Source organism: Tolypothrix bouteillei VB521301, from assembly GCF_000760695.4.
Lineage (GTDB): Bacteria > Cyanobacteriota > Cyanobacteriia > Cyanobacteriales > Nostocaceae > Scytonema > Scytonema bouteillei_A.
This window is the reverse complement of the sequence record NZ_JHEG04000001.1, coordinates 349,162-371,606: the sequence shown is the minus strand read 5'-3', so window position 1 is coordinate 371,606 and position 22,445 is coordinate 349,162. Positions and strand designations below refer to the sequence as shown.

At 43.9% G+C, this 22,445-nt stretch carries 20 protein-coding genes; 13 read left to right on the top strand and 7 right to left on the bottom strand.

The annotated features are described in order from the left end of the window. The first annotated feature begins 44 nt into the window (after positions 1–44). Genes HC643_RS01490 through HC643_RS01480 form a run of 3 tightly spaced genes read left to right on the top strand, consistent with a single transcriptional unit; the run spans position 45 to position 3,864 of the window. The gene (locus tag HC643_RS01490; protein WP_038082033.1) at positions 45–761 is read left to right on the top strand and encodes a 2Fe-2S iron-sulfur cluster-binding protein; all 717 of its coding nucleotides are present in this window, start codon (positions 45–47) and stop codon (positions 759–761) included. Beyond that, positions 758–1,753 carry an FAD binding domain-containing protein gene (locus HC643_RS01485; RefSeq protein WP_038082015.1) on the top strand — a complete coding sequence of 332 codons (996 nt, stop codon included), beginning with the start codon at positions 758–760 and terminating at the stop codon, positions 1,751–1,753. The genes HC643_RS01490 and HC643_RS01485 overlap by 4 nt, the downstream gene beginning before the upstream one ends. Beyond that, on the top strand, positions 1,750–3,864 hold the full coding sequence (locus HC643_RS01480) for a xanthine dehydrogenase family protein molybdopterin-binding subunit (RefSeq protein WP_038082018.1): 2,115 nt from the start codon (positions 1,750–1,752) through the stop codon (positions 3,862–3,864). Before HC643_RS01485 ends, HC643_RS01480 begins: the two co-directional genes overlap by 4 nt. Positions 3,865–3,934: 70 nt before the next feature. On the opposite strand, the gene HC643_RS01475 is transcribed toward HC643_RS01480, so the two are convergent. Continuing rightward, positions 3,935–4,603, bottom strand: coding sequence for a Coq4 family protein (locus HC643_RS01475; protein WP_038082020.1), 669 nt, complete (start codon positions 4,601–4,603; stop codon positions 3,935–3,937). A 366-nt stretch (positions 4,604–4,969) separates the two neighbouring features. On the opposite strand from HC643_RS01475, the gene HC643_RS01470 reads away from it, so the two are divergent. Continuing rightward, positions 4,970–5,839 (top strand): hypothetical protein, encoded by an 870-nt coding sequence (locus tag HC643_RS01470; protein ID WP_038082021.1) that lies wholly within the window; start codon positions 4,970–4,972, stop codon positions 5,837–5,839. Positions 5,840–5,863: 24 nt separating this feature from the next. Next, complete coding sequence (locus tag HC643_RS01465; protein WP_038082023.1) at positions 5,864–6,220, top strand: hypothetical protein; 357 nt, start codon at positions 5,864–5,866, stop codon at positions 6,218–6,220. A gap of 295 nt (positions 6,221–6,515) precedes the next feature. On the opposite strand, the gene crtH is transcribed toward HC643_RS01465, so the two are convergent. Then, complete coding sequence (gene crtH, locus HC643_RS01460; protein WP_038082024.1) at positions 6,516–8,000, bottom strand: carotenoid isomerase; 1,485 nt, start codon at positions 7,998–8,000, stop codon at positions 6,516–6,518. Positions 8,001–8,288: 288 nt separating this feature from the next. Between crtH and upp the strand changes: the two genes are divergently transcribed. The 3 genes from upp (at position 8,289) to HC643_RS01445 (ending at position 9,814) form a co-directional block, all read left to right on the top strand. Further along, the gene (gene upp / locus HC643_RS01455; protein ID WP_038082025.1) at positions 8,289–8,939 is read left to right on the top strand and encodes a uracil phosphoribosyltransferase; all 651 of its coding nucleotides are present in this window, start codon (positions 8,289–8,291) and stop codon (positions 8,937–8,939) included. Positions 8,940–9,029: 90 nt separating this feature from the next. Next, positions 9,030–9,386 carry a ssl2009 family thylakoid membrane protein gene (locus HC643_RS01450; protein ID WP_038082027.1) on the top strand — a complete coding sequence of 119 codons (357 nt, stop codon included), beginning with the start codon at positions 9,030–9,032 and terminating at the stop codon, positions 9,384–9,386. Between the two features lie 155 nt (positions 9,387–9,541). After that, a complete protein-coding gene (locus HC643_RS01445) occupies positions 9,542–9,814 on the top strand; it encodes a YggT family protein (protein WP_038082028.1) in 273 nt (90 codons plus the stop codon). 149 nt (positions 9,815–9,963) lie between these two features. On the opposite strand, the gene HC643_RS01440 is transcribed toward HC643_RS01445, so the two are convergent. Continuing rightward, positions 9,964–10,398, bottom strand: a complete 435-nt coding sequence (locus tag HC643_RS01440) for a hypothetical protein (RefSeq protein WP_038082029.1) — start codon at positions 10,396–10,398, stop codon at positions 9,964–9,966. A 167-nt stretch (positions 10,399–10,565) separates the two neighbouring features. Between HC643_RS01440 and HC643_RS01435 the strand changes: the two genes are divergently transcribed. After that, the gene (locus HC643_RS01435; RefSeq protein WP_038082030.1) at positions 10,566–11,177 is read left to right on the top strand and encodes a hypothetical protein; all 612 of its coding nucleotides are present in this window, start codon (positions 10,566–10,568) and stop codon (positions 11,175–11,177) included. 67 nt (positions 11,178–11,244) lie between these two features. On the opposite strand, the gene HC643_RS01430 is transcribed toward HC643_RS01435, so the two are convergent. Then, complete coding sequence (locus tag HC643_RS01430) at positions 11,245–13,233, bottom strand: DUF1565 domain-containing protein (RefSeq protein ID WP_038079226.1); 1,989 nt, start codon at positions 13,231–13,233, stop codon at positions 11,245–11,247. A gap of 150 nt (positions 13,234–13,383) precedes the next feature. Here HC643_RS01430 and HC643_RS01425 point away from each other — a divergent pair, with 150 nt between their 5' ends. Continuing rightward, the gene (locus HC643_RS01425; protein ID WP_038079229.1) at positions 13,384–14,505 is read left to right on the top strand and encodes a thiamine phosphate synthase; all 1,122 of its coding nucleotides are present in this window, start codon (positions 13,384–13,386) and stop codon (positions 14,503–14,505) included. After that, positions 14,498–14,710, top strand: a complete 213-nt coding sequence (thiS, locus tag HC643_RS01420; protein ID WP_038079253.1) for a sulfur carrier protein ThiS — start codon at positions 14,498–14,500, stop codon at positions 14,708–14,710. The genes HC643_RS01425 and thiS overlap by 8 nt, the downstream gene beginning before the upstream one ends. On the opposite strand, the gene HC643_RS01415 is transcribed toward thiS, so the two are convergent. Then, on the bottom strand, positions 14,707–15,945 hold the full coding sequence (locus HC643_RS01415; RefSeq protein WP_038079232.1) for a glycosyltransferase family 4 protein: 1,239 nt from the start codon (positions 15,943–15,945) through the stop codon (positions 14,707–14,709). The genes thiS and HC643_RS01415 overlap by 4 nt on opposite strands. Before the next feature lie 921 nt (positions 15,946–16,866). Between HC643_RS01415 and HC643_RS01410 the strand changes: the two genes are divergently transcribed. Beyond that, positions 16,867–17,850 (top strand): DUF1517 domain-containing protein, encoded by a 984-nt coding sequence (locus tag HC643_RS01410; RefSeq protein WP_038079234.1) that lies wholly within the window; start codon positions 16,867–16,869, stop codon positions 17,848–17,850. A 132-nt stretch (positions 17,851–17,982) separates the two neighbouring features. Here the strand turns inward: HC643_RS01410 and HC643_RS01405 are convergent, their stop codons facing one another. Then, on the bottom strand, positions 17,983–19,755 hold the full coding sequence (locus HC643_RS01405) for a bifunctional serine/threonine-protein kinase/formylglycine-generating enzyme family protein (RefSeq protein WP_038079236.1): 1,773 nt from the start codon (positions 19,753–19,755) through the stop codon (positions 17,983–17,985). A gap of 178 nt (positions 19,756–19,933) precedes the next feature. Between HC643_RS01405 and purT the strand changes: the two genes are divergently transcribed. Continuing rightward, complete coding sequence (gene purT, locus HC643_RS01400; RefSeq protein WP_038079238.1) at positions 19,934–21,106, top strand: formate-dependent phosphoribosylglycinamide formyltransferase; 1,173 nt, start codon at positions 19,934–19,936, stop codon at positions 21,104–21,106. Positions 21,107–21,120: 14 nt separating this feature from the next. Here purT and HC643_RS01395 read toward each other — a convergent pair whose 3' ends face one another. Beyond that, a complete protein-coding gene (locus HC643_RS01395; RefSeq protein ID WP_237265804.1) occupies positions 21,121–22,383 on the bottom strand; it encodes a glycoside hydrolase family 10-like protein in 1,263 nt (420 codons plus the stop codon). Positions 22,384–22,445: the final 62 nt, after the last annotated feature.

Below are 22,445 nucleotides of genomic sequence, written 5' to 3'. Positions count from 1 at the left end.
GCGAGAGTGCATTTCTGCACTTTCCGATCCAGAGGAAGAGAATCATGCAAAACCATAACAAGGGTGGGGGAAAAACGTCCCGCCGTGGTTTTTTAGGACAAGCACTAACCGCAACTGGAGCAGCTATTGCGGCTCCTTCATTGCTCGAACAGGCAAATGCAGCAAAGGCATCTGCTCAAAGTTCCGGAGGTGAAATGTCTGTTTCACTAAATGTTAACGGCAAACTGCAAACCCTTTCTATTGAGCCTCGCGTTACGCTCTTGGATGCTTTGCGCGATCGCTTGGGACTGTTGGGTAGCAAAAAGGGATGCGATCGCGGACAGTGCGGAGCTTGTACTGTTTTGATTGATGGCGAGCGAGTTTATTCCTGCCTGACATTAGCAATTATGCAAGAGGGCAAAGAAATTGTTACCATCGAAGGGCTGGCAAAGGGAGATACTCTCCATCCCATGCAAGCTGCCTTTATTGACAACGATGGTTTTCAGTGCGGCTATTGCACGCCAGGACAAATTTGTGCTTCTGTTGCCCTCATTAACGAAGTCAAACGCGGTTGTGCCAGTGTTGTCACTCCAGATTTGTCGAGTCCCCCGCAACTAGCCGAACTGTCTGAAGTGGAAATCAAAGAGCGATTGAGCGGTAATCTCTGTAGGTGCAGTGCTTACAACGGTATCGTCGCCGCAGTACAACAAGTCGCAGGACAAAAAACACCCTCTCCCGTGGCAACTGTTTTGGTTCGCGAATCTGAGGAGTTGCCTGCATGAATAATTTTACTTACATTCGGGCGACATCCGTAAAAGATGCCATCCAACGCTCAACAGCTAACAAAAATACTGCGTACATAGCAGGTGGTACAAATCTGGTCGATCGCCTCAAGGGTTTTCTAGATGAGCCATCTCAACTCATAGATATCTCCCGATTGGAGATGAAGCGCATTTCTCGCACCACTAATGGGGGTCTACAAATCGGAGCGCTTGTCAGCAATACAGCTGTTGCAGATAATCCCGATATTCGTCGCGACTACCCAATCTTATCCCGCGCCATTCTCTCTGGTGCGTCTCAGCAAATCCGCAACATGGCAACCGTAGGAGGTAACTTGTTGCAACGCACTCGCTGTCCTTACTATTACGATACCGCTTTCCCTTGTAACAAACGCCAGCCGGGAACTGGTTGTCCCGCAGCAACGGGGATTAATCGCGGTCATGCTATTTTAGGTGCTAGCGACCAGTGCTTGGCTGTTCATCCTTCAGATATGTGTGTTGCTCTCGCTGCTTTAGATGCTGTCGTTGTTGTAGAAAGTTCCAAAGGTAAGCGGCAAATACCGATGGTAGATTTTCACAGATTGCCAGGAAATACTCCCCAGCGAGACACAAATTTAGAACCAGGTGAGTTGATTACTGCTGTTATCCTACCGCCAATTTCCTTGGCTAAGTCCGGAGTTTACTTGAAATTACGCGATCGCACTTCCTATGCCTTTGCATTAATATCAGTCGCTGCTGCTGTTAACCTTTCAGGAGAGAAAATCAAAGATGCTCGCCTAGCAATGGGTGGTGTAGCCCACAAACCCTGGCGATCGACGGAAGCAGAAAAATTTTTAATTGGCAAGAGTGCCGACGTGACAATATTTGAACAAGCAGCAGACATTGCACTTCGGGAAGCAAAACCCCTAACTCACAATAGTTTCAAAGTTGATATGGCAAAACGAGCCATTCGCCGTGCACTGACAATTTCAGCTAAAGGAGGAGGGGTGATATGAACAAAGTTAATGGATCTGCGGTCAGCCGCAAGGATGGACGTGCAAAGGTAACGGGTACGGCGACTTACGCAGCCGAGCATCAAATTCCCAATCTTGTTCACGGTTACCTTGTCACAGCCAGCATTGCTAACGGACAAATTAAAAGTATAGATACCAGTACAGCAGAAAAAGCATCAGGTGTTATCGCTGTATTTACCCATAAAAACCCACCCAAGATATTTAAGCCAACCAATAATTTCATGACCTCGAAAATTTACGAGGCTCGTCTACCGTTATCTGATGATAAGGTTTATTACGCAGGACAGATCGTTGGCTTGGTGGTAGCAGATACTTTTGAACGAGCGCGTCATGCAGCACGGTTGGTAAAGGTTGAATACGCAACTGAAAAACCCCTTATAGATCCTGCAAAGGCTACTTTTAAAGAAGCTCCATCCATGTTTGGTGAGGGGATGAAGTTCCAGAAGGGAGACTTTACCACAGGGATGGCAAGTGCAACAGCAAAGATGGAAGTTACCTACAAAACTTCCACTGAATTGCACGCGCCCATGGAACCCCATGCGACTATTGCTCAGTGGCAAGGTTCTGACTCTCTGACAATTTACGAACCCTCCCAGTGGGTGATGGGTACCCAGCGTACTTATGCAGAACTTTTTGGGCTCCCAAAAGAACGAGTGCGTATTGTTACTCCTTTTATTGGAGGGGCTTTTGGTTCTAAAGCCTTCCCTTGGCCCCACGGTATTCTCTGTGCTGCAGTTGCTCGCCAACTCCAACGCCCCGTCAAAGTTGTTCTGACACGAGCGCAGATGACCGCAAATGCAGGGCACCGTTCTGAAACAGAGCAAACTATCCGCTTGGCAGCCACTGCGGATGGTAACCTCATGTCTGTCGAACATGATGTCAAATCTTGTACATCCCTAGTAGATGTTTTTACAGAGCCCTGTACGGGAATTACTCCAGTCATGTATGCTGCGCCGAATTTGCGCTTGAAGCAAGAACTGGCGGTGATAAACACCGGGACGCCAACATTCATGCGAGCACCAGGAGAAAATCCGGGTCTTTGGGCATTAGAGTCAGCAATGGACGAACTGGCGTGGAAGCTCAAGATGGACCCTGTGGAACTGCGTTTGAAAAATGAAACTAAAGAACACCAGCGTAAAGGGCTGCCATTTTCAGCAAAAGCATTCTCTGAATGTTTGCGCTTTGGTGCAGAACAATTTGGTTGGAAAGACAGACCATTTCAAGTGCGATCGCTGACACGCAACGGTAAGCTTATAGGTTGGGGAATGGCAGGGTCAACTTTCCCTGGTGGTAGGGGTGCGGCATCCGCGAAAGTACGGTTACTACCGGATGGTACAGCACATATTTTAACTGCTGCAAACGATATGGGTACTGGTGCGTATACGGTTGTTGCCTCTACAGCCGCAGAAGTTTTGGGGATACCTGTAGAAAAGGTACGGGTAGATCTGGGTGACTCATTGCTACCAGATGGCGGTTTGGCAGGTGGTTCCATGATGACAGCATCTCTCCTTCCAGCAGTCATGTCAGCCTGTCAGGAGGTTCTAAAATCTGCCAAAGCCAAGACTGCTGAGGAAGTATTTTCCAGCCTCCGCCAGTCCGGACGAGCTGCTGTTGAAGCAACAGCATCGTCAGCGCCCGGAGCTGAAGGAAAGAAATGGGCATTTCAATCGTGGGGGGCGCATTTTTGTGAAGTCAGTATAGATGAAGAAATTGGACGCCTACAAGTGACGCGTTGGGTATCCGTAATGAATATCGGACGCGTTATCAACGCTAAGACGGCAGCTTCTCAAGTACGGGGCGGTGTTATTATGGGGCTTGGGCAAGCATTGATGGAAGAGTGCCACTTTGACCCAAATATCGGTTATCCAGTGGTTTACGACCTTGCTACCTATCATTTTCCCGCACACGCAGATATTCCTCGCATTGAGGTTGCTTTTGTTGGGGAACCCGATCTCAACTTTAATCCGGCGGGTGTAAGAGGTGTCGGTGAAATAGGAATTACTGGTGTTTCAGCGGCGATTGGTAATGCAGTTTACCATGCTACGGGTAAGCGCATCCGCCATTTACCTATTACACCAGATAAGCTCTTATAATTGTGGGACGAGCGGGACGCTCGTTCTGGTTTACAAGCGTCTCGCCCGTTCCACAATAACTTATGCTCGTTCATTCACAAGTATCAGAAAGAATGATGTTGAACGAAGTACGGACATTTTCCAATGGCTGTTCCCATAACAGATTCCATTCAACACCAAACAGAGGCTTGGCTTGTTTTCCCATTAACCATCCCTTAGCCATCGCGTCCATATATTTTGTTGAAACCTCAATATCGTAAATAGTAGCTTTAACAAGATTCTTCGCTAATAATGCCAGCCAAAAACGCGTAAAGTACAGTTGGGCAACGTAGAAAGCTTCTAATTGAATTTCTCCAAGAATATTCGTATTGCATCCAGTGATGATATGCCAAATGTCATGTGTTTCTGTAAGGTGCGCTCCTAAGAATTGGAGATTGTTCTCTACGTGTCCTGCATATAAAGGTTTCAAATTGTTTTTGAGCATATGATTAGCATATGCATAACCTAGAGTATCAGTTGGTAAACTGTAAAGTTTTTGTAGATTGATATCACCCAATCTAGGGCGCTTTTGAAATGCTTGTTCCCCTTGTGGGGTGCCACAAAGAAGTTCTACTACTTTCTGTAAGCTTTGGCGATCGCCAAGGGCATCTGCAAGTTCGCCAATACTCTCAAAGTCACCATCAGGTGCTCTTACTATATTTATAATGCTATCAAGTGCTCTATCCTGCCATGTTTGCTCTAGTTGGTCTGTAATGTGCATCCTTAAAAACCTCTGTCAAATCTTTGTCTTTTAGTTTGACATCTTACTAGATTTCTGGCTGAACGAAACCTTAGCGCAGAGACTTCAATATTTTTCACTCCCCTATAGGAGCAGGTTTCAGCCCTTACTTGAGTAGTTTATTTGTTCGGGCTGACAGAGTTTGTATTGCCCCCCTTATTTGTATTTCATACCCAATTTTCTCTGATTTTTAAAATTTCTCCCTGCATAAGATAAGTTTGAGCAAAGCTATTTACAGACAGAAGCTTGACAAAGCAATTAACAGCAACCAGTTAACAGTCCAACAACACAGCAGGTAAATCTGCAGACTCAAGAATTGCAAAGTTAACTTATCTCGTAAGTTTTACCATGAAAAAATACTTTTCTAAAACAGTAATCATATTTACTGTTATAGCTACTTTAACAACTGGCTGTCGCTCTAGCGAAGAATATAAAAAATTAACAGATGCAGGAACTAAGTATGCTGAAGCTGTTAATGAGTTATTGACAACTGCTGGTGATATTAGAATCGATCTAACCTCAGAGCAAATATTGCGCGATGACAGACAGAGCAATCAAAGTCTTGAAAACTATACGCAGCGTTCTCAGTCCGATCTAAAACGACTGCAAGTCATAGAAGAAGTTCGCAATCACAACACTCTTTTAAAAAAATACTTTTCTACACTTCAAGAATTAGCAACTTCTGATGCACCTGCTAGCGCTCAGTCAGAAATTGCAAGTATTACTCAAAATCTTAACAAGAGCAGTCAAATTCTGCAAAACAGCGATTTATTTTCTTCGAGAAATCAAGGAATTGCTCAAGCAGTCACTCATGCCGTCATTAGTTCTAAAATCAAAGGTGCATTAAAAGAAGAGTTGGAAAAACGGCATCAAACAATTCTAAAAGAATTGACAATACAACAAGAGATGCTTAATTACCTGAGCGAGAGTTTGCAACATGATGTTGAGATGATTCAATCTGCACGCGAGCAACGCCTGATTATAGAACCTCTCACTAGTAGTACAAAAATTCAGGAGCAAAGCCAATGGATTGAAGATAGAAGAAAAATTCTCACGATGGATAGAAAAGTCGAAGAACTGAAGAATGCAGGCGAGGCTTTAGGGGAATTTAAAACCGCTTACCAGGCTGCAGTATCCGGTGAATTGAATGTGGCACGACTCAATCATCTTTTGAAAGATATAGATACATTTTTAGCACTTGTTGAAAACAAAAATTAATCAATTAATAGAAGGATTAGTATCATGGAAAATATAATGAACCAAAACATACAAGCCAGAGAGCAACTACTAGCTAAGATGAGGCAGCATGAAAAAAGACTGACTTCGCCAGAAATGAATATGGCAATCCAAAACGAACCCGATCTAAAGCGGCAAAAGGAATTGCTGGATGTCAGAAAAAATTATGAAGAAGCTCGTGAAAACTTAGAGAATGCAGTTTTAGAAGATATTGGATTGCGTTTAAAGGCGCAAGAAAACGATCTGAGAAATGCTCTTAACGAACTGACCAATGTACTGGAAAAAATTAACAATACAGTTGCTGTTCTCAGAACAATTAATTTAGTTACAAGTATTGTGGGTCGAATCGTCACTATTATTTGAGGAACAGGAACAGATTAAGGGTGCAAGGCTGAGCCTCCGATATCGCGAGGCTCAGCTAATTCTTATCCCTTGTAGTATTGATTCTCCTTTACCATGTTTTTGAGCGGACACAGACTGGGGGTTTGTCGCGTAGTGATTTGCCGTGAGAGTTTCAACGCGATCGAGCAGATATTAAGTAAAGCTCAGTTGCAGTCGTGACATCAAAGCTTCCTCCAGATGAGAAGGTAAACCACCAGAACCCCCGCTCGCAAAACTCCCTTCTCAGCCAACCTACTATTCTATTCCAGGGTTTGTACTACAGCCCCAAGTCAACGGCAATACGGTGAGCACAAGCAAATCCTGAAAATGCCACTGCGTTTAAACCTTGACCGGGAAACGTACTATCTCCTACACAATAAAGCCCTGAAATCGAAGTTCTATTAAATGGCATTCCCAACAATCCCCGCAACTTATATCGGGGGATTGGTCCATAAGTACCATCATCACGACCTAAAAAGCGACGATGGGTTTTAGGTGTCCCCACTTCTAGGTAATCCAAACCAGTATCCAACCCTGGAAAAATCTTTTCCAAACGGTCAATTATTCTCCAAGCAGCCTGTTCTTTCTTTGCTTCATACTCACTAGGTGATAAACCTTGCCATTCATGAATCCAGGAAGGTGTAAAAGCGTGAATGATGTGATAGCCAGAAGGTGCTAACTCTGGATCGAGTAACGTCGGAATTGACACAAAGAGAGTTCCTTCTGTCGCTGTCATCTTTTCCCAGTCTTCTAACAAAATGTGATGGCACTCTGTTCCTGAAGGCAAAACTTCTGCTTTGACTCCCATGTGTAAATTTAAAAAACTGGGTGACTTTTGATAGCGTAGCTGCCATCTTTTCTCATTAGATGGAATTTCTTGTTGATTGAGTAACTTCTCAAAGGTATCCCAACGTGTAGCATTTGAGACAATTCGTTTGGCACGGTACACTTGACCGTTAGTCAGTTGTACGCCCACGGCTTGTCGATTTTCTATGAGAATTTTCGCGACTTTAGCTTGATATTGAATTTGACCGCCTGCTTTAATCAACCCTTCCACTAATTTTTGAGCAATTTGTCCTACCCCACCTTTAGGATAGTTCACACCTCCGTAGTGCCTGTCTGAAAAAACCATTCCAGCATTAATCATGGGTGTCATTCGGGCAGGTACGACTGACCAACAATAGCACTCTATATCAAGAAATTTTAACAATCGGGGATCTTTAATATAACGCTTTGCTACATCGCCAACATTTTGAGGTAGATATTTTGCTAGCCCAAGACACGCCAGGGGCTTCTGAAAGAAACTCCGTAGTAAATACTGGGGTTCCTCCAATGACAGCAACTCCATGCTATTAAGGTAATGAAAGACTCGCCAACATTCATCGTAAAATTGACGAATTCCTTTGTCTTCATGTGGAAAGTACGCAATTAAATTTTGCAAAAATTCCTCATAAATCCGATTCACTTTAATGTCCAAACCTTCTGGTAAATGATAATGAATTTGAACGGGGTCGGGAATCACTTTTAAGTTAATGCTGACAGCTTGTAAAGCGCGAGTGAGCAAGTTAGTTGTTCCTTTCTGCCCAAATCCAAATATCATGGATGCCCCTACGTCGAATCGATAACCCTGTCTCTCAAAATAGCCAGCGCTACCTCCAGGAATTAAATATTGTTCTAGTAGCAGCACTCTAGCCCCTTTTACGGCTAATTGAGTTGCTGTTACTAAACCGCCTATCCCAGATCCAATAACTATGACATCCATATAATTGTTAGTGGTTAATGGTTAGTGGTTGGTGGTAACCACTAACCACTAACTAATCACAAAAAAGAGGGACAAGCCAGAAGAAAGCTGACCAATCCCGTTTGCCGATCCTTAAAGAGAGGAGAACACTGAACAATAATATACCCTTGATTGAGAATTCTTGTCAACTGTAAATGCAAGTTATTATCAACAAATAAAAAGTAGTTTTCAGAGTGGAAACCCGCGCTCGGTAAAAAGTATTATGATGTTTCAGTCGTTATTTATTAGAAAAAGCGGCTATTTCCGGCTATGACGCTACAATTGCGCGTATACGTTCCCCCTCATCCCCTGATAAAGCACTGGTTGGCAGTTGCTCGTGATGCTGGAACCCCGTCTGTGCTGTTCCGCAGTGCAATGACGGAGTTAGGACGGTGGCTGACTTATGAAGCAGCTCGAGAATGGTTACCCACTCAAGAAACAACAGTGCAATCTCCCTTAGATTCCTGTCCTGCCACTTTGATAGATCCAACCGTACCTGTGGCAGTAGTACCCATTCTACGAGCCGGACTGGGCTTACTAGAAGGGGCACAAACAGTTCTCCCTCTAGCATCAATTTATCATTTAGGATTGGTGCGAAATGAAGAAACTTTACAGCCTCAGTGCTACTTAAATAAGTTGCCTCAAAAATTTCAACCACAAACACGAGTGTTGGTTACCGATCCTATGCTCGCAACGGGTGGATCTATGATGGCAGCTATGGCAGAATTAACACAACGGGGTGCCGATCCAACTCTGATTCGGATTATTAGCGTAGTGGCAGCTCCACCAGCTCTGCAAAAATTAAATGATGCTTATCCTGGCTTAATTGTTTACACTGCCACCATCGATCAAATGGTCAACGATCGGGGTTTTATTGTACCAGGTTTGGGAGATGCCGGCGATCGCATTTTTGGAACTTAAGCTAGTATGCACGTAGGGACAGTGCCAGTGACCAGTGAACAATAATAACTGATAACTGACAACTGTAAAGGAGAATGAGGCGATAAAAATATGAGTCAGCGAGATGGTTTTGCAAGTGGTTTTCTAACCGGAGCAATTGTTGGTAGTGTAGTAGGTGGGATTGTGGGTGCGCTTGTTGCTTACAAACGAGAACCTGAAGAATTACCAGAAGAAGAGCGTCAGTTAACCTCTAGCGCAACAGAAGTTAAAAAAGCAACGAAAAAGCGTCCTATCCAAGCTTCTGAGGAGGACAGCATGGATATGGAGATGGCACGGCGATCTCTAGAAGATAAAATTGCTCAACTCAATGCCACAATTGATGAAGTGCGGCAGCAATTGGGAAATGTGAATGGCAATGCCAATCAACCCATCAACGACCGTTCTCCCCGTGCTGAGGAGTTACGGTAAGACAGCAATCGGCGATTGATTGACAAATCGACTGATTGAAAAATCATAGCTGGTAACTGAAGGTAGATAATTGTAATTGCACACGCTGTGGCAGGCGCTAAATTAGAATCAAAGATAAGACTGCTTTTAACACTTAACAGGAATCCAACCCATCCATGAATCTACTGATCAACACACTCTATCAGTTCGTACAAATTTATAGTATCTTACTGATTATCCGAGTTCTTTTGTCATGGTTCCCTAACATCAGTTGGGGGAACCAGCCATTTGCAGCCCTCAGCCAAATTACAGACCCTTACCTCAATCTGTTCCGTTCCATAATTCCCCCCTTGGGTGGGATGGATTTTTCTCCTATACTGGCTTTTCTACTGCTAAACGTCTTGAGTTCTTTGCTCCTGTCTTTAGCACGCTTTTCCATAGTCGGTTAAGTTTGGCAACTGCTTCAATAGGTTTCTCCAAAAAACAACGTAGAGACGCACTGAGTGAAAGCGTCTCTACAACTTAGAGATTTTTCATTGATTTAGAGACGATCGCTAGAAAACCGTCTCTACTTTTTTGCCCTTCAGTCGTCGATCTGCTACTTCCGAATCTGAGCGCTGAACCCTGCTGCCTTAAATTGCTTGAGCTTGAGAGGTAAGGGCTGATTTGCTGCTACGGAAATTCGCAATTCAAAATTACTGACACCGGGAGGAATTTCCTCAATAGACCCAAGACGCGTGCGGTTTTGCATCACCGGATCGTTGTTAGCATCATAAATACGACCAAAAATATCCGCATCATAGACGGTCTTATTAGTATCATTTTTAGCTTTGCCTGTCACAATAAAGCAGTTGGCTGCCATTGTCGTTCCACCACTTGTCACAGCTCCTTGTGCTAGTTCTAGCGGACACTGTTGGTAGGAGAGATCGTATAGCTTAACCTGTGTCAGTGCTTCAGCAAAAGGGGTAAATGCCCATGACAGTACCCAAATGATACAGGAAACAAGAAGAACTGTGAGCGATCGCAACTGCATATAAAGACGCCGTGGATAAATAGAATCATAAGCTACACTTACCCCAGCTTACAGGAATTTCGCTCTATAGGTATGGGAGACTTCTTTTTTAATTTTGTAATAATTATTAAATAAAGCTCTCAGCTATTTGCTGAGGGTTCATCAAGTCCTCAATTGCTATACCACCTATGAGTCCAGATGAGATTCAAGTAGCCTTGCAAGTAGCGTTTTATCGTTGCGATGCAGCTAGCTGCCCTCTCACAGATACACAAAAAGAAATACTACTACAAATAGTAGAGAAAGTTAAAGAAAGCTCTCAACTAGACATATCGGATGTTTTAAATCCGTTAGATGAACTTACACAAGAGGAATTACGAGCGCTGTTAGAATTTGTCAAGTCTCAAGAAGCACAAAACCTTTCCTGGAAAGCACAGCTACTTAACGATTGGCTGCTTGAAAAGGACTCAGGTGCAGTGCAGTTTATTCGCGATCGCTATGGCTTACAATGGCTAAATCGCGTCGAAGACAGTCATTTCCAAAAGTATGCTTGTGAGCACGCGCCAATGCTTAAAGTTGGTGCTCGGATTGAAGTGTGTAATGCTTTGTGGGAATGGGTACAAGATGATGGTCCGTGCAGTCGCCAATGGTACAATTGTATTGTAATTGGAATTGATAAAACGAATGACAGTAGCGGTTCGTCAACAAATTGCATTATTCGCTTCAACACCGGAGAAGAATACGAAATTCAAGGAATGTATGAATGGAATCGTTATTATTGGCGACTGGGAAATGAGGAATAGGGAATGGGGGACAATGGGGACAAGGGGGAAATACTAATAACTCATTCCCAATCCCCAATCCCAATCCCTAATTGACTGGTTCAACAGAGGCTCTCAAACCATTGTTGTTAAATATTTTCACCATACTATCGGCGTTGTAACGAGTGCTAAAAATTCCTGCTTGCATAACATCACGACCCCGCCAGAGAGTCCGAAAAGCACCCGGTGCGAGAAATTTTACTAGTTCTTGGTCTTTCCCATTCTGTATCTCAACAATAACTCGATAACGTAAATTAATTCGCTCTTCTTGGGCTGCTGATGCCGCAGCTGTGTTGTAAACTCCTATTGAAGAATTTTGAGGTGGTGCTTTTCGCCTACCGCGACTGTTACCCACGGGAATATTGGCATCGGGAACTGGTAGAAGGGCTGACTCACCTAAAGGGGCTGCTTCTATACCGGGCATTGATGCTGCTTGAGACCTTGCTCTTTGCACTGGTGCGGGTGCAAGTACGGTATTTGACACTTGAGAATCTGCTTGTGGGGCAGCAAACTCGATAGTATCAGGAGAAATACGTGTATAATTTGACTGTAAAGCTTCTGAAGAATTATTGACAGGTAGTTGAGGAGGTCTGCTGGGGAAAGGTGCAGGTTGACGTAAGATCGTTCTAGTGGGTAAAGGCTGCCCTCGATATCCTGTCTGTACATTAGGTGCGGTTATTCCCGTGCTTCTGGGTAAAGGTTGCCTGTTTGCAGGGGTTGCCGAAAGTAGAAAATTATCCGGCGATGATGGTAATACGCGATTGTTAACTGGTGTGGAAGTACTGCGGGGGGATCTGTTGGAAGATAGAGGGGGAGGTGGTGACGCCCAGACAGAGGTCATCACTCTGGTTTCTGTATAATTTACTTCTCCTCCACGACCCGGAGTGGTTGCATCTGCGATCGCAACATTACCTGTAAAATCAACTTTACCTGCAATGCGATTTTGATTGATTTTGTTGCCGAAAGCCGGAAAAATTTCTTTGGCTGCACTGGCATTGATATCGTGGCGGGTGTTGTTGCGAAACTCGTTACCTCCCGGTTCGGACGTGCTTCCTAAATTGGGAACCGCTAAGGCAAGAGCAACCAACCCATCTTCTTTGCTACCCTGGATGAGATTATTCCGCAAGATGGGACGAGCTTTTGCTTGTACGATGACGCCAACTCTATTGTATTGAATCTGGTTACCTACTATAACTGGCTGAGAGTTTTGAGCAACGTTAATGCCAAAACCTGTTTGTTGAAATACGTTTTCTCGGACTTCCGGACGAGAGGAACCGGAAATTGTGATTCCGTTTGCTCCATTTTCATAAAAGAAATTATTACGAATAACGGGCGTACTGTTGCCCGTGACAATAATCCCATCTTGGGTACTGCCAGTAAAAGTATTTTCTGCAATTAACGGATTACTATATTCAATCCACAAACCGTAACCGCGTGGATTGGGATTGCTAAGAGTGACTCCACTCAAGCCTGCTTGGTTTGCACCCACAATAGTGACGTTTTGACCTCCAAAGGTACGGCTGAGGTAACTGCCTCCTCCAGTAATTAAAATACCACGACCTTTACTGCGATTGTCCCCTTGAATTGAGACATTTGGTTTGAGAACTAACGGAAATTTTTCTCCTGTCTGGGCACTATAGGTTCCTTTTGAGAGCATAATAACTGTATTGGAACCAGCAACTTGTAGTGCTTGAGTAATTGTTTTAAAAGGAGCATTTTCACCTCCGTTTCCTGCTTTGTCATCTCCGATACTTGGGTTGACAAAGAGTACATTTACCTGAGACATTGTTCTGACATCGGGTTGCCCTGCATTTCTAATTTCGGTGGGGGGTAGCTGAGCAAGAGCGGCATTCCAACTTGCTTCTAGCAATCCTGAAAATGCCACTCCCATGCTAACGGTACACAATAAAATTGAAGAACGAATCACTGACATCATTGACATATGAATGAAAGAACGTGACTTGCTGCTTTTAGCGATCGACGTTGCTGGTAAGGCATATGTCCAACAAGGCTCAGTTATAACGTGGGGGCAATTCACTTTTACAAACTCCTTTAACTAACTAGCACTTTCTATACTTCTTTAGACGTAGATATGACCACAATAGTACTCGTATGTTGACCAAATGGGGATTGTTGATACAAAGTAATTTAAGAAAGAACCTATTGAAATACAAAGAATATTACGAATATGAAAGAGGCTGGCTGTTACGATGAAAACACAAATGGGGTTGTTGTAATGGTCGAAGCCCACAGCCAAAAGGAACATATTCAGCAGGTTGTTTACCGGATACTAGATGCCAATCTGGATCGAGCTCGCGAGGGTTTGCGTATCATTGAGGAATGGTGTCGGTTTGGCTTGAATAGCGCCCAACTGGTTGGGGAATGTAAGAAAGAGCGACAAGAATTGGCAAGCTGGCATACGGCTGAATTGCGGGCGGCGCGAAATACCCCTGATGACCCCGGAACGGATCTGACTCACCCTCAAGAAGAACAACGCACGGACGTTAAGTCGCTCCTGCAAGCTAATTTTTGCCGGGTGCAAGAAGCTTTGAGGGTTTTAGAAGAGTACGGGAAGCTTTATAACCCCAATATGGGGAAAGCTTTTAAGCAGATGCGCTACCGTATTTATACCCTAGAAAGTCGTCTGATGGGCTATCACAGACAGCAACTTTTACTGCGATCGCATTTGTATCTAGTCACCTCCCCGAGCGACCGATTGCTCGACACTGTGGAAGCCGCTCTTAAAGGAGGCTTAACTTTGGTGCAGTACCGCGACAAACTAGCTGATGATACTAAGCGTCTGGAGCAAGCCAAGAAATTGCGGCAGTTATGCAGTACCTACGGTGCTATTTTTATTATTAATGACCGCGTGGATCTGGCTTTGGCAGTCGATGCAGATGGAGTGCATCTCGGACAACAAGACTTACCTGTTGCTGTTGCCCGTCAATTACTCGGTCCTCACCGCTTGATAGGTCGTTCCACCACAAATTTGCAAGAAATGCAAGCGGCTATTGCGGATGGCGCAGATTACATTGGTGTCGGACCGGTTTATGAAACTCCTACAAAGGAGGGCAAGGCAGCTGCTGGGTTAGAATACGTCAGCTATGCTGCTAAAAATTGCCATATCCCCTGGTTTGCTATCGGTGGGATCGACACAAGCAACATCAATGATGTTATTGATGCAGGAGCAAATCGCGTAGCTGTGGTACGCAGTCTCATACAGGCGGAACAACCCACCTTGGTGACACAATTTTTTATCTCTCAGCTGACAAATCGTGTGAGACCGGAACATGGTAAGCCCTATATCTAACCCAATTACACTTCAGGTGAATGGCGAAACCCGCAATTGCCTCCCTGAAACTTCTTTACCAGACTTACTCCAACAATTGGGTTTTAATCCCCGTTTGGTTGCAGTAGAATACAACGGTGAAATTTTACACCGTCAGTTTTGGTCCGAGACGAGAATTCAACAAGGCGATCGCATTGAGGTTGTGACCATAGTTGGTGGTGGCTAAGTTAACCAAGTCGAGTAGTGGGACTCAGGTACATAGAGCGATCGATGGAGAGTTTTTCGCTCGGCCAATTGTTTCCCTCTGCGTCCCAATGCTTCGCGCAAGTTCCGCTCCTGACAAAGACGCTTAAACGCTTGGAAAACTTCGCACCCGGAGTTGGGATCGACGAGAATACCATTGTCCTCATGGTAAATGATATCTGATAGGCTCCCTAAATTCGAGGCGATCGCGGGCTTACCAAAGTAACCTGCTTCCAAGCAAGCCATGCTACCACCACCAAAACAAGATAATCTTTGATTATCGCACAAACTTAGCATTGCAAATATATCACAAGCTGCGTAATAACTTGTTAATTCGCGGTCAGAGACATATCCTGCAAAATGAACCCGCCCCTGTACCCGCAAGCGATGTGCTAACGCTCTCAGTTCAGACTCATAAGAACCCCGCCCGCACAGGATGTAGTACACGTCTATCCCACAAGTTAGCAGGAGTGTCAAGTTTTCAATAACGCGGTCAAAGCCTTTACGCTTTGTCAACTGTCCTACTGAAAGAATGACCACTGCTGTCTCTGGAATTTTATATCCAGAGCGGAGGTGGGCGCGTAAATTCCTAATGCTATCTGGAGTGGTCACACCAAATTTTTCTCCTCTGACAGCAGGCTTAATGGCATGAGTAGGAGTATTAAAATTAAAATGAGTCGCCAAAAAATCTTGCGTACAAGAACTGCTACACACAATCCCTTGCACTCGGTTCAATGTCAGTTCAAACAAAGGGCGCAATATGGGGTGACGTGATAGATGGAGAATATCTTGACCGTGTAGGTAGATGAAACAGCGAACGGGGAGGAGGTAGCTTAAGAGCAAAAGAGAAAGAAAATGGTAGCCATGACCCCATTCAATATAGCGGTAGTGATAGCGAAAGTAGAGTTTAATAGCTAGTACAAACGACCAGACCGAGTTAAGGAGAGTTTGCACTAGATTCCCGAAAACATTACCACACCACAGGCGGGAAATAGGCCAGCGATATGTAGGAAACGGTTGAGCTTTATCAAACAATCGATCCCCCGCGCACCGAGCGGCTAAAACAACCACTCGTTCTGGATCTTGCAGACAACGATTGTAAACGTACTCCTCAATTCCTCCTTCTTGCGGTTGAAAGGAACGAGATATCACCAGGATGTCCGGGTAAGATGCAGCTTTAGCTCTAGTGGGAGCACTTATTCGTGAAATATTTTCCATCAGACATCTGAATAATTCAACATCAGGAAAGCTGAAACACGAAATATTATCAATAGAATTGAAAATGTATTTTTAGCTTGTTGGGTAACGTTTAGCTCAAACCAATCACTAGTCTAGTGGGTTCCTGAGAAAATTCTATTCCATCTAAAGGATTAGTTCGAGAGTTCATAGGTTACCCCTTGACCTTAAGTTGATATCGAAGTTCGATCTGCTGAATAATTGCTTTTTGGACTTGAACCAAAAGAGTTAGCCGTGATTGTAAAATACACAGCAACCGACTCCTGTTGAAACTACGCTGGTTTACTATTGTTCTTAGAATATCTGAATACCACTTATATCTTATGCCAAAATGCCAAAAAGCTACCTTTCTTAATTATCTTTTTTTACAAAAAAATATTTTATTTTTCTTGCTGAAAGTCCTAACTTCTTAAAGAAGCCTAGAACCAAGTGCTATAGAGATTTAACTATAGTTATAAAAATTTATTTTTTAGGATGAGCAATTTCAACAGTCACCTTATTTTGGTATAGATTGCTCGTTGTGCTTAAAATTATTTAAAATTTAGAATATTAAAAAATAAGTAAAAAAAATTACTTGTGGAGAACAAGTATCTGTAGGATATACAACCAAAGGCAGAGCAAGTGAAGACAGGAGTCCGTGTGGGAGTTACAAACACCTCTTTCTTGTCTCCCGTGTTCGGCTCTCGAATAGGATGCTACAGTCCCCAATCACTATGTTGTTCGGTTATCAACTCCAGAAATCCCCCCAAAGTTCGCTGTTGAGCACAGAGCGAAGACAGTACATTGGAAATGTGCCTTTCAAACCAACAACCCCTTAGGGCTACAGGCTGACGTCACCCACAGACCTTCATAATTAGGATTGGGAGAAAAAATAACCAATACTGTTTTTCAAGTGACTGGATTATGCATAAAAAACTACAACAAGCTATCAAACCCGTTTTAAAAACCCTGTTCCTCCTAAGCCTTGTGTTCGCATTAGCATTCGGTCAAGCTAATGGAGCGTTAGCCGCTAGTGGAGGTAGGATCGGAGGTGGTTCTTTCAGAGTCCCTTCGAGCCGTCCTTACTCATCTCCCCGGACTTATGCACCCCCCGGTGGAGGATATTACGCTCCCTATCCCTATGGTGGTGGTGGCGGTTTTGGCTTTCCTTTCCTGATACCCTTTTTTGGATTTGGGGGTGGGTTAGGGACTCTGTTCAGCGTGTTCATATTTATAGCGATCGCAAACTTTTTTGTCCAAACCTTCCGCCGTGTGGGTGGTGGTAGTGGTGAAACAGAAGTTGGAAGCAACCCAAATGTTTCCGTCACCCGCCTGCAAGTTGGTTTGTTAGCTAGCGCTCGCGGTTTGCAAAACGAACTCAACTACATTGCTGAAACTGCTGACACCAACTCTCCTGAAGGTAGAGCAGAAATTTTACAAGAAGCAAGCCTCGCCCTGTTACGCCATCCAGAATACTGGGTTTATGCTGGTTCGGGAACGCAACAAGCACGTTTAAATGCTGCTGAGTCACAGTTTAATCGTTTATCAATAGCAGAACGCAGCAAATTTAGTGAAGAAACTCTCACTAACGTTAATAACCAGCTGAAAGCAGCAACACCTAAAGATGCTTTACCTGCTGCAGGGGGTGAACTCGACAATCCTACCAAATTGATTGCAGAAGGTCCTGGGGAATACATTATCGTTACCTTACTCGCTGCAACACTGGGTAAATTTCAACTTCCAGAAGTTAACAGCCCTGATGATTTGCGTCAAGCTTTACGCGTTATGGGAAGTATTCCTGGGGAGCAACTCCTAGCTATGGAAGTGCTGTGGACTCCACAAGCTTCTGGGGATACCCTCACTTCTGATGACATCTTAGCTGAGTATCCAGATTTGAAACTGGTTTAGAGATTTTCTATAGTCTCAATTTCGACTTCCTTTCAGGTGAGCAAATTGCTCGCCTTTTTTGTTTTTCATTTCTCGTCCTCTCGTTCTCAGCCTCTAGCTTGGGATGAAGAAGAATAAAATGACCTGCTCAAATCAAGTTAAAGAAGATAACACCACCCGAAAGCCATAATTGCTATATCCTCCCGATCCATTTTTACTCCGATTTGCGCTGCGACATTTTGCAGGGTGGTCATACCATGAACCGCCTCGAAGCACCCAGCGATCGCTATCGCCTCCCGATTCCCACACGCTCCCATCATTTGGCGCAGCAAGATAATTATCGTGCCAGGGATCGGCACACCATTCCCAAACTAAGCCATGCATATCGTACAATCCAAATGCATTGGCATGAAAACTACCTACTGGTGTTGTTTGCTCGCGGTATTTACCTGTGATTGACTTTTTAAAGGTATGAATTCCTGCATAAGCAAAATCTCCATTATAGTTGGCTAGATCCGTCGTTATTGCTTCGCCAAAATGAAACGGTGTTGAAGTTCCAGCACGACAAGCATATTCCCATTCCGCTTCGCTTGGTAAACGGTAATTTCGTTTGGTTGTTTGCGATAGTCTCGCACAAAATTCCTGTGCGTCATACCATAAGACATTTTCCACGGGTCTATTTGCACCTCGAAAACCTGATGGCTCTGGATTTAATGGTTTATTGACAGAAGATAACGCTGCAACAGCTTCCCATTGTGCTTGAGTGATGGGAAATTTACTCATGAAAAAAGGTGCTACCGTAACAAGATGTTGGGGATATTCATCATGAAACCCTTCATTTTCTGGCGATCCCATCATAAAATTCCCACCGGGAATTTCCACCATTTCTAAAGTGACTTCGTTACCCAAGCCTTGAACAAAAAAGTTTGCATTGCGGCGATCGCGACTGACTTCTTGACCTCTTGCATCGACAGTCACTACATAAAAACTAAACGATTTTAATTCAAGTTTTTGTTTGCCATTCAAATGCTGTAAAGCTTCTTTAGCACATTGATACCTGTCTTTAGCAAAATGTTGCAGCAACTTATCCAAAATTTGCTCTAACTCAGTGCTAACGCTAACACCTTTTTCCTGCAAACGTTCCCGCCACAACCATTGAGCATTGTAAGCATCGTAGAGATTATCCGAGAAATTTCCCGATACATCTGCTGAAGGCAAACATTGAGTTAACAAACGGACGCAAGTTACACCCAAAGCGTATAAATCGCTAGCTTCACAGACATATCCTTGTATCTGTTCTACAGGCGCATAACCGGGAGTATAAATAACCGTACCCGGTTTTAAAGTCGTTTGGCTCACTTGCTTAGCACCGCCAAAATCAATCAATACGAGTTTGCCATCACTTTTGCGGCGAATGATATTTTCCAGTTTAATATCCCTGTGGATAACATTACGTTCGTGGATAAATTGCAGAACTGGTAATAAATCCAATAAAAGATCTCGAATGTGACTTTCTTCAAAGGAATGCTGTCTGACTTCTTGTAAGAGAGTTTGTCCTTCAATAAATTCCTGAACGAGATACAAACTCGTACTTTGTTCAAAGTAAGCAAGCAATCGCGGAATTTGAGGGTGATCTTCTCCGAGTTCGTAAAGCCGCTTGGCTTCATCCTTGAACAATTCTGCTGATTTAATACGTGCTGTTCCTTGCACTGGTGGGAAAAATTGCTTTATAACACAGGGTGCATCGAGTCTGTCAACATCTACAGCTGCATATGTTCTGCCAAAACCCCCTTCCCCCAACAATCTTTTCACACAGTACCGATGTCTCAGGAGATTGCTAAAATGATTCTGTCCGCAGCTAGTACAAAATTTGTTGCCATCAGAGTTAAACGGGTTCGAGCATTCAGGATTTTGGCAGATTAGCATAGCGAGCCTGTATTGGCATCAGATGTGAAATTAGCCCCAGTACTATAGAGTCTAACTCACAGAGTCAGCGAATATGTGTACATTTTCTTGCGCTCGGGGCGATCGCAAACACTCGCACCGCAAGATCGGGTCAGATGGTAAATTGTTCAACAGACACAAGCGATATAGCTAGGAAAAAATCATGAGTTCCATCAAGCTGCCAAAAAAACTAATGTTGCTGGGTTCGGGAGAGCTTGGGAAAGAATTTGTCATTGCAGCAAAACGACTTGGCAATTATGTTGTTGCTGTGGATCGCTATCCTGATGCTCCAGCAATGCAAGTTGCCGACGCCAATGAAGTTATTTCGATGCTAAACCCTGACGATCTAGAAGCTGTTGTCGTTAAACACCAGCCTGACTTCATTATACCAGAAATTGAAGCCATTAGAACAGAAAAACTACTCGAATTTGAGCAACGAGGAATTGCGATCGTCCCAACTGCGGCTGCAACTAACTATACGATGAATCGCGATAGAATTAGAGAGCTAGCCCATCAAGAATTAGGGATTCGGACTGCTAGATACGGTTATGCAACAACCTTAGACGAGTCGATCGCTGTTTCTGAGAAAATTGGATTTCCCAATGTTGTCAAACCGGTGATGTCATCTTCAGGGAAAGGACAGTCTACCGTGCGAGACCAAAGCGAAGTAGAGAAAGCTTGGAATTATGCGATCGCAGGTTCTAGAGGAGACAGCCAAAAAGTCATCGTTGAAGAATTCATTCACTTTGAACTTGAGATTACATTGCTAACAATAAAGCAATGGAACGCACCAACAATTTTTTGTTCTCCTATAGGTCACCGCCAAGAAAGAGGAGACTATCAAGAATCTTGGCAACCAGCAGAAATGACAGACACAAAGATATTAGAAGCGCAGGAAATAGCAAAAAAAGTCACCGATGCGTTAGGTGGAGCGGGAATTTTTGGCGTTGAGTTTTTTATTACAAAAGAAGAGGTCATATTTTCCGAACTTTCCCCCAGACCCCACGATACTGGTATGGTGACATTAATCTCGCAAAACCTCAACGAATTTGAACTGCACTTGAGAGCCATTTTAGGTTTGCCCATACCCAAGATAGAACAGTTTGGAGCTTCTGCTAGTGCTGTTATTTTGGCTAGCGAACGTTCGGACAGTATAAACTACATCGGTGTAGCAGAAGCGCTAGCAGAAAAAGACGTAGATATTAGACTATTTGGTAAACCAAATGCCCATCCTTATAGAAGGATGGGAGTTGCTTTAGCCAAAGGAGAAAACGTGCAACAAGCCAGAGAAAAAGCAACAAAAGCCGCAAGTCAAGTGAAAATTCAGCCCTAACTGACACTCAACGATCACTGCTCGCGGATTTCTAATTCCAAGTCTCTGTTAGTCTCAGTTGTACTAACAGAACGGACTTCAGCCCTAGCACGGGCGGCGGGATAAGGAAACAAGCTTTGAAACCCAGCCAGTCTTTGTGCAGTGGGTTCGGGCGCATAATTCCACAGACTTTCCAAGTAGAAGAAGGCGACACCCAAACCGCGTTCTTGAACAGCTCGCACTTGAGCTTTAATTTGTTGCATGGGAACTGGATTATTCCGCAACCCCGCCATAATACCGACCCCGGTAGGAATCTTTTGTTGCACTTCTTGCATTTCCGGGCGGGAAATCTTTTGAATAAAACTGTCCAGATTGGGTCGATAAACTTGCACGATCAGTTCGTCTACGATATTCATCCGCACCCAAGTGAGCCAGTCTTGCAGGTGAAACTTATAGGCAAAATCGTAGTAATTGGGGGAAACAGAAAAAATTGCGTTTGGTTTTCTTTCTTTGACAGCTTGATTGAGCTGTACCATAAATGCTGTGATTTTATCCGCTCTCCAGCGCAACCACGATGGTTCTTGAGGATTGCTCGGAGGAGTGTTTTTAGTCTCTTGATTGTACAGTGAAACTGTGTACTTATCGTACCCAAATTCCGAGGGCAAACTCATGTGATCGTCAAACTGAATGCCATCGACATCATATTGAGTCACTATTTCCAGTACAAGATCGCGGATAAATTGCTGTACTTCTGGATGAAATGGATTGAGCCATGCGACTTCGCCAGCTGCACCAACTGAAGCTTTACTGCCATCACGCTTTTGAGTCAGCCAATTTGGATGATTCATGGCTAGTTCTGATGTTTCTGGAGTCATGAATCCAAATTCAAACCAGGGAATCACAAACAAACCTTGACTGTGGGCTTGGGCAATCAGGTCTGCAAGTATATCACGTCCATCATTGCCTTTCAAGACAAAAGGCTGAATTCCCTCACGTTTGGCTACTGCACTGGGATACATGACATAGCCCGAATTCCATACAACAGGATAAATCGTGTTAAAGTTCAACTTCCGCAGTTGGGTAACTGCACCCTGTACTTTAGAACGATCTCTCATGACATTGAAATCGTTATTGGTCATCCAGACACCACGAATTTCGTGACGTGGAAGTTGTGCCAGTGTCGGAGTTAAGCTATCTACTAGCAGTACCGTAGTAAACGAGAGTACAACAAGGATGGGGAACAGAGATTTGAGTATTCGCCGCCAACCTTGAGTCATGAAACGTGATGTCAATTTCATAGCTTTAAAGAATGCTGTAACTAACCACACGCTCCACCGCGTGTTTTTCTGATTCAACCCAC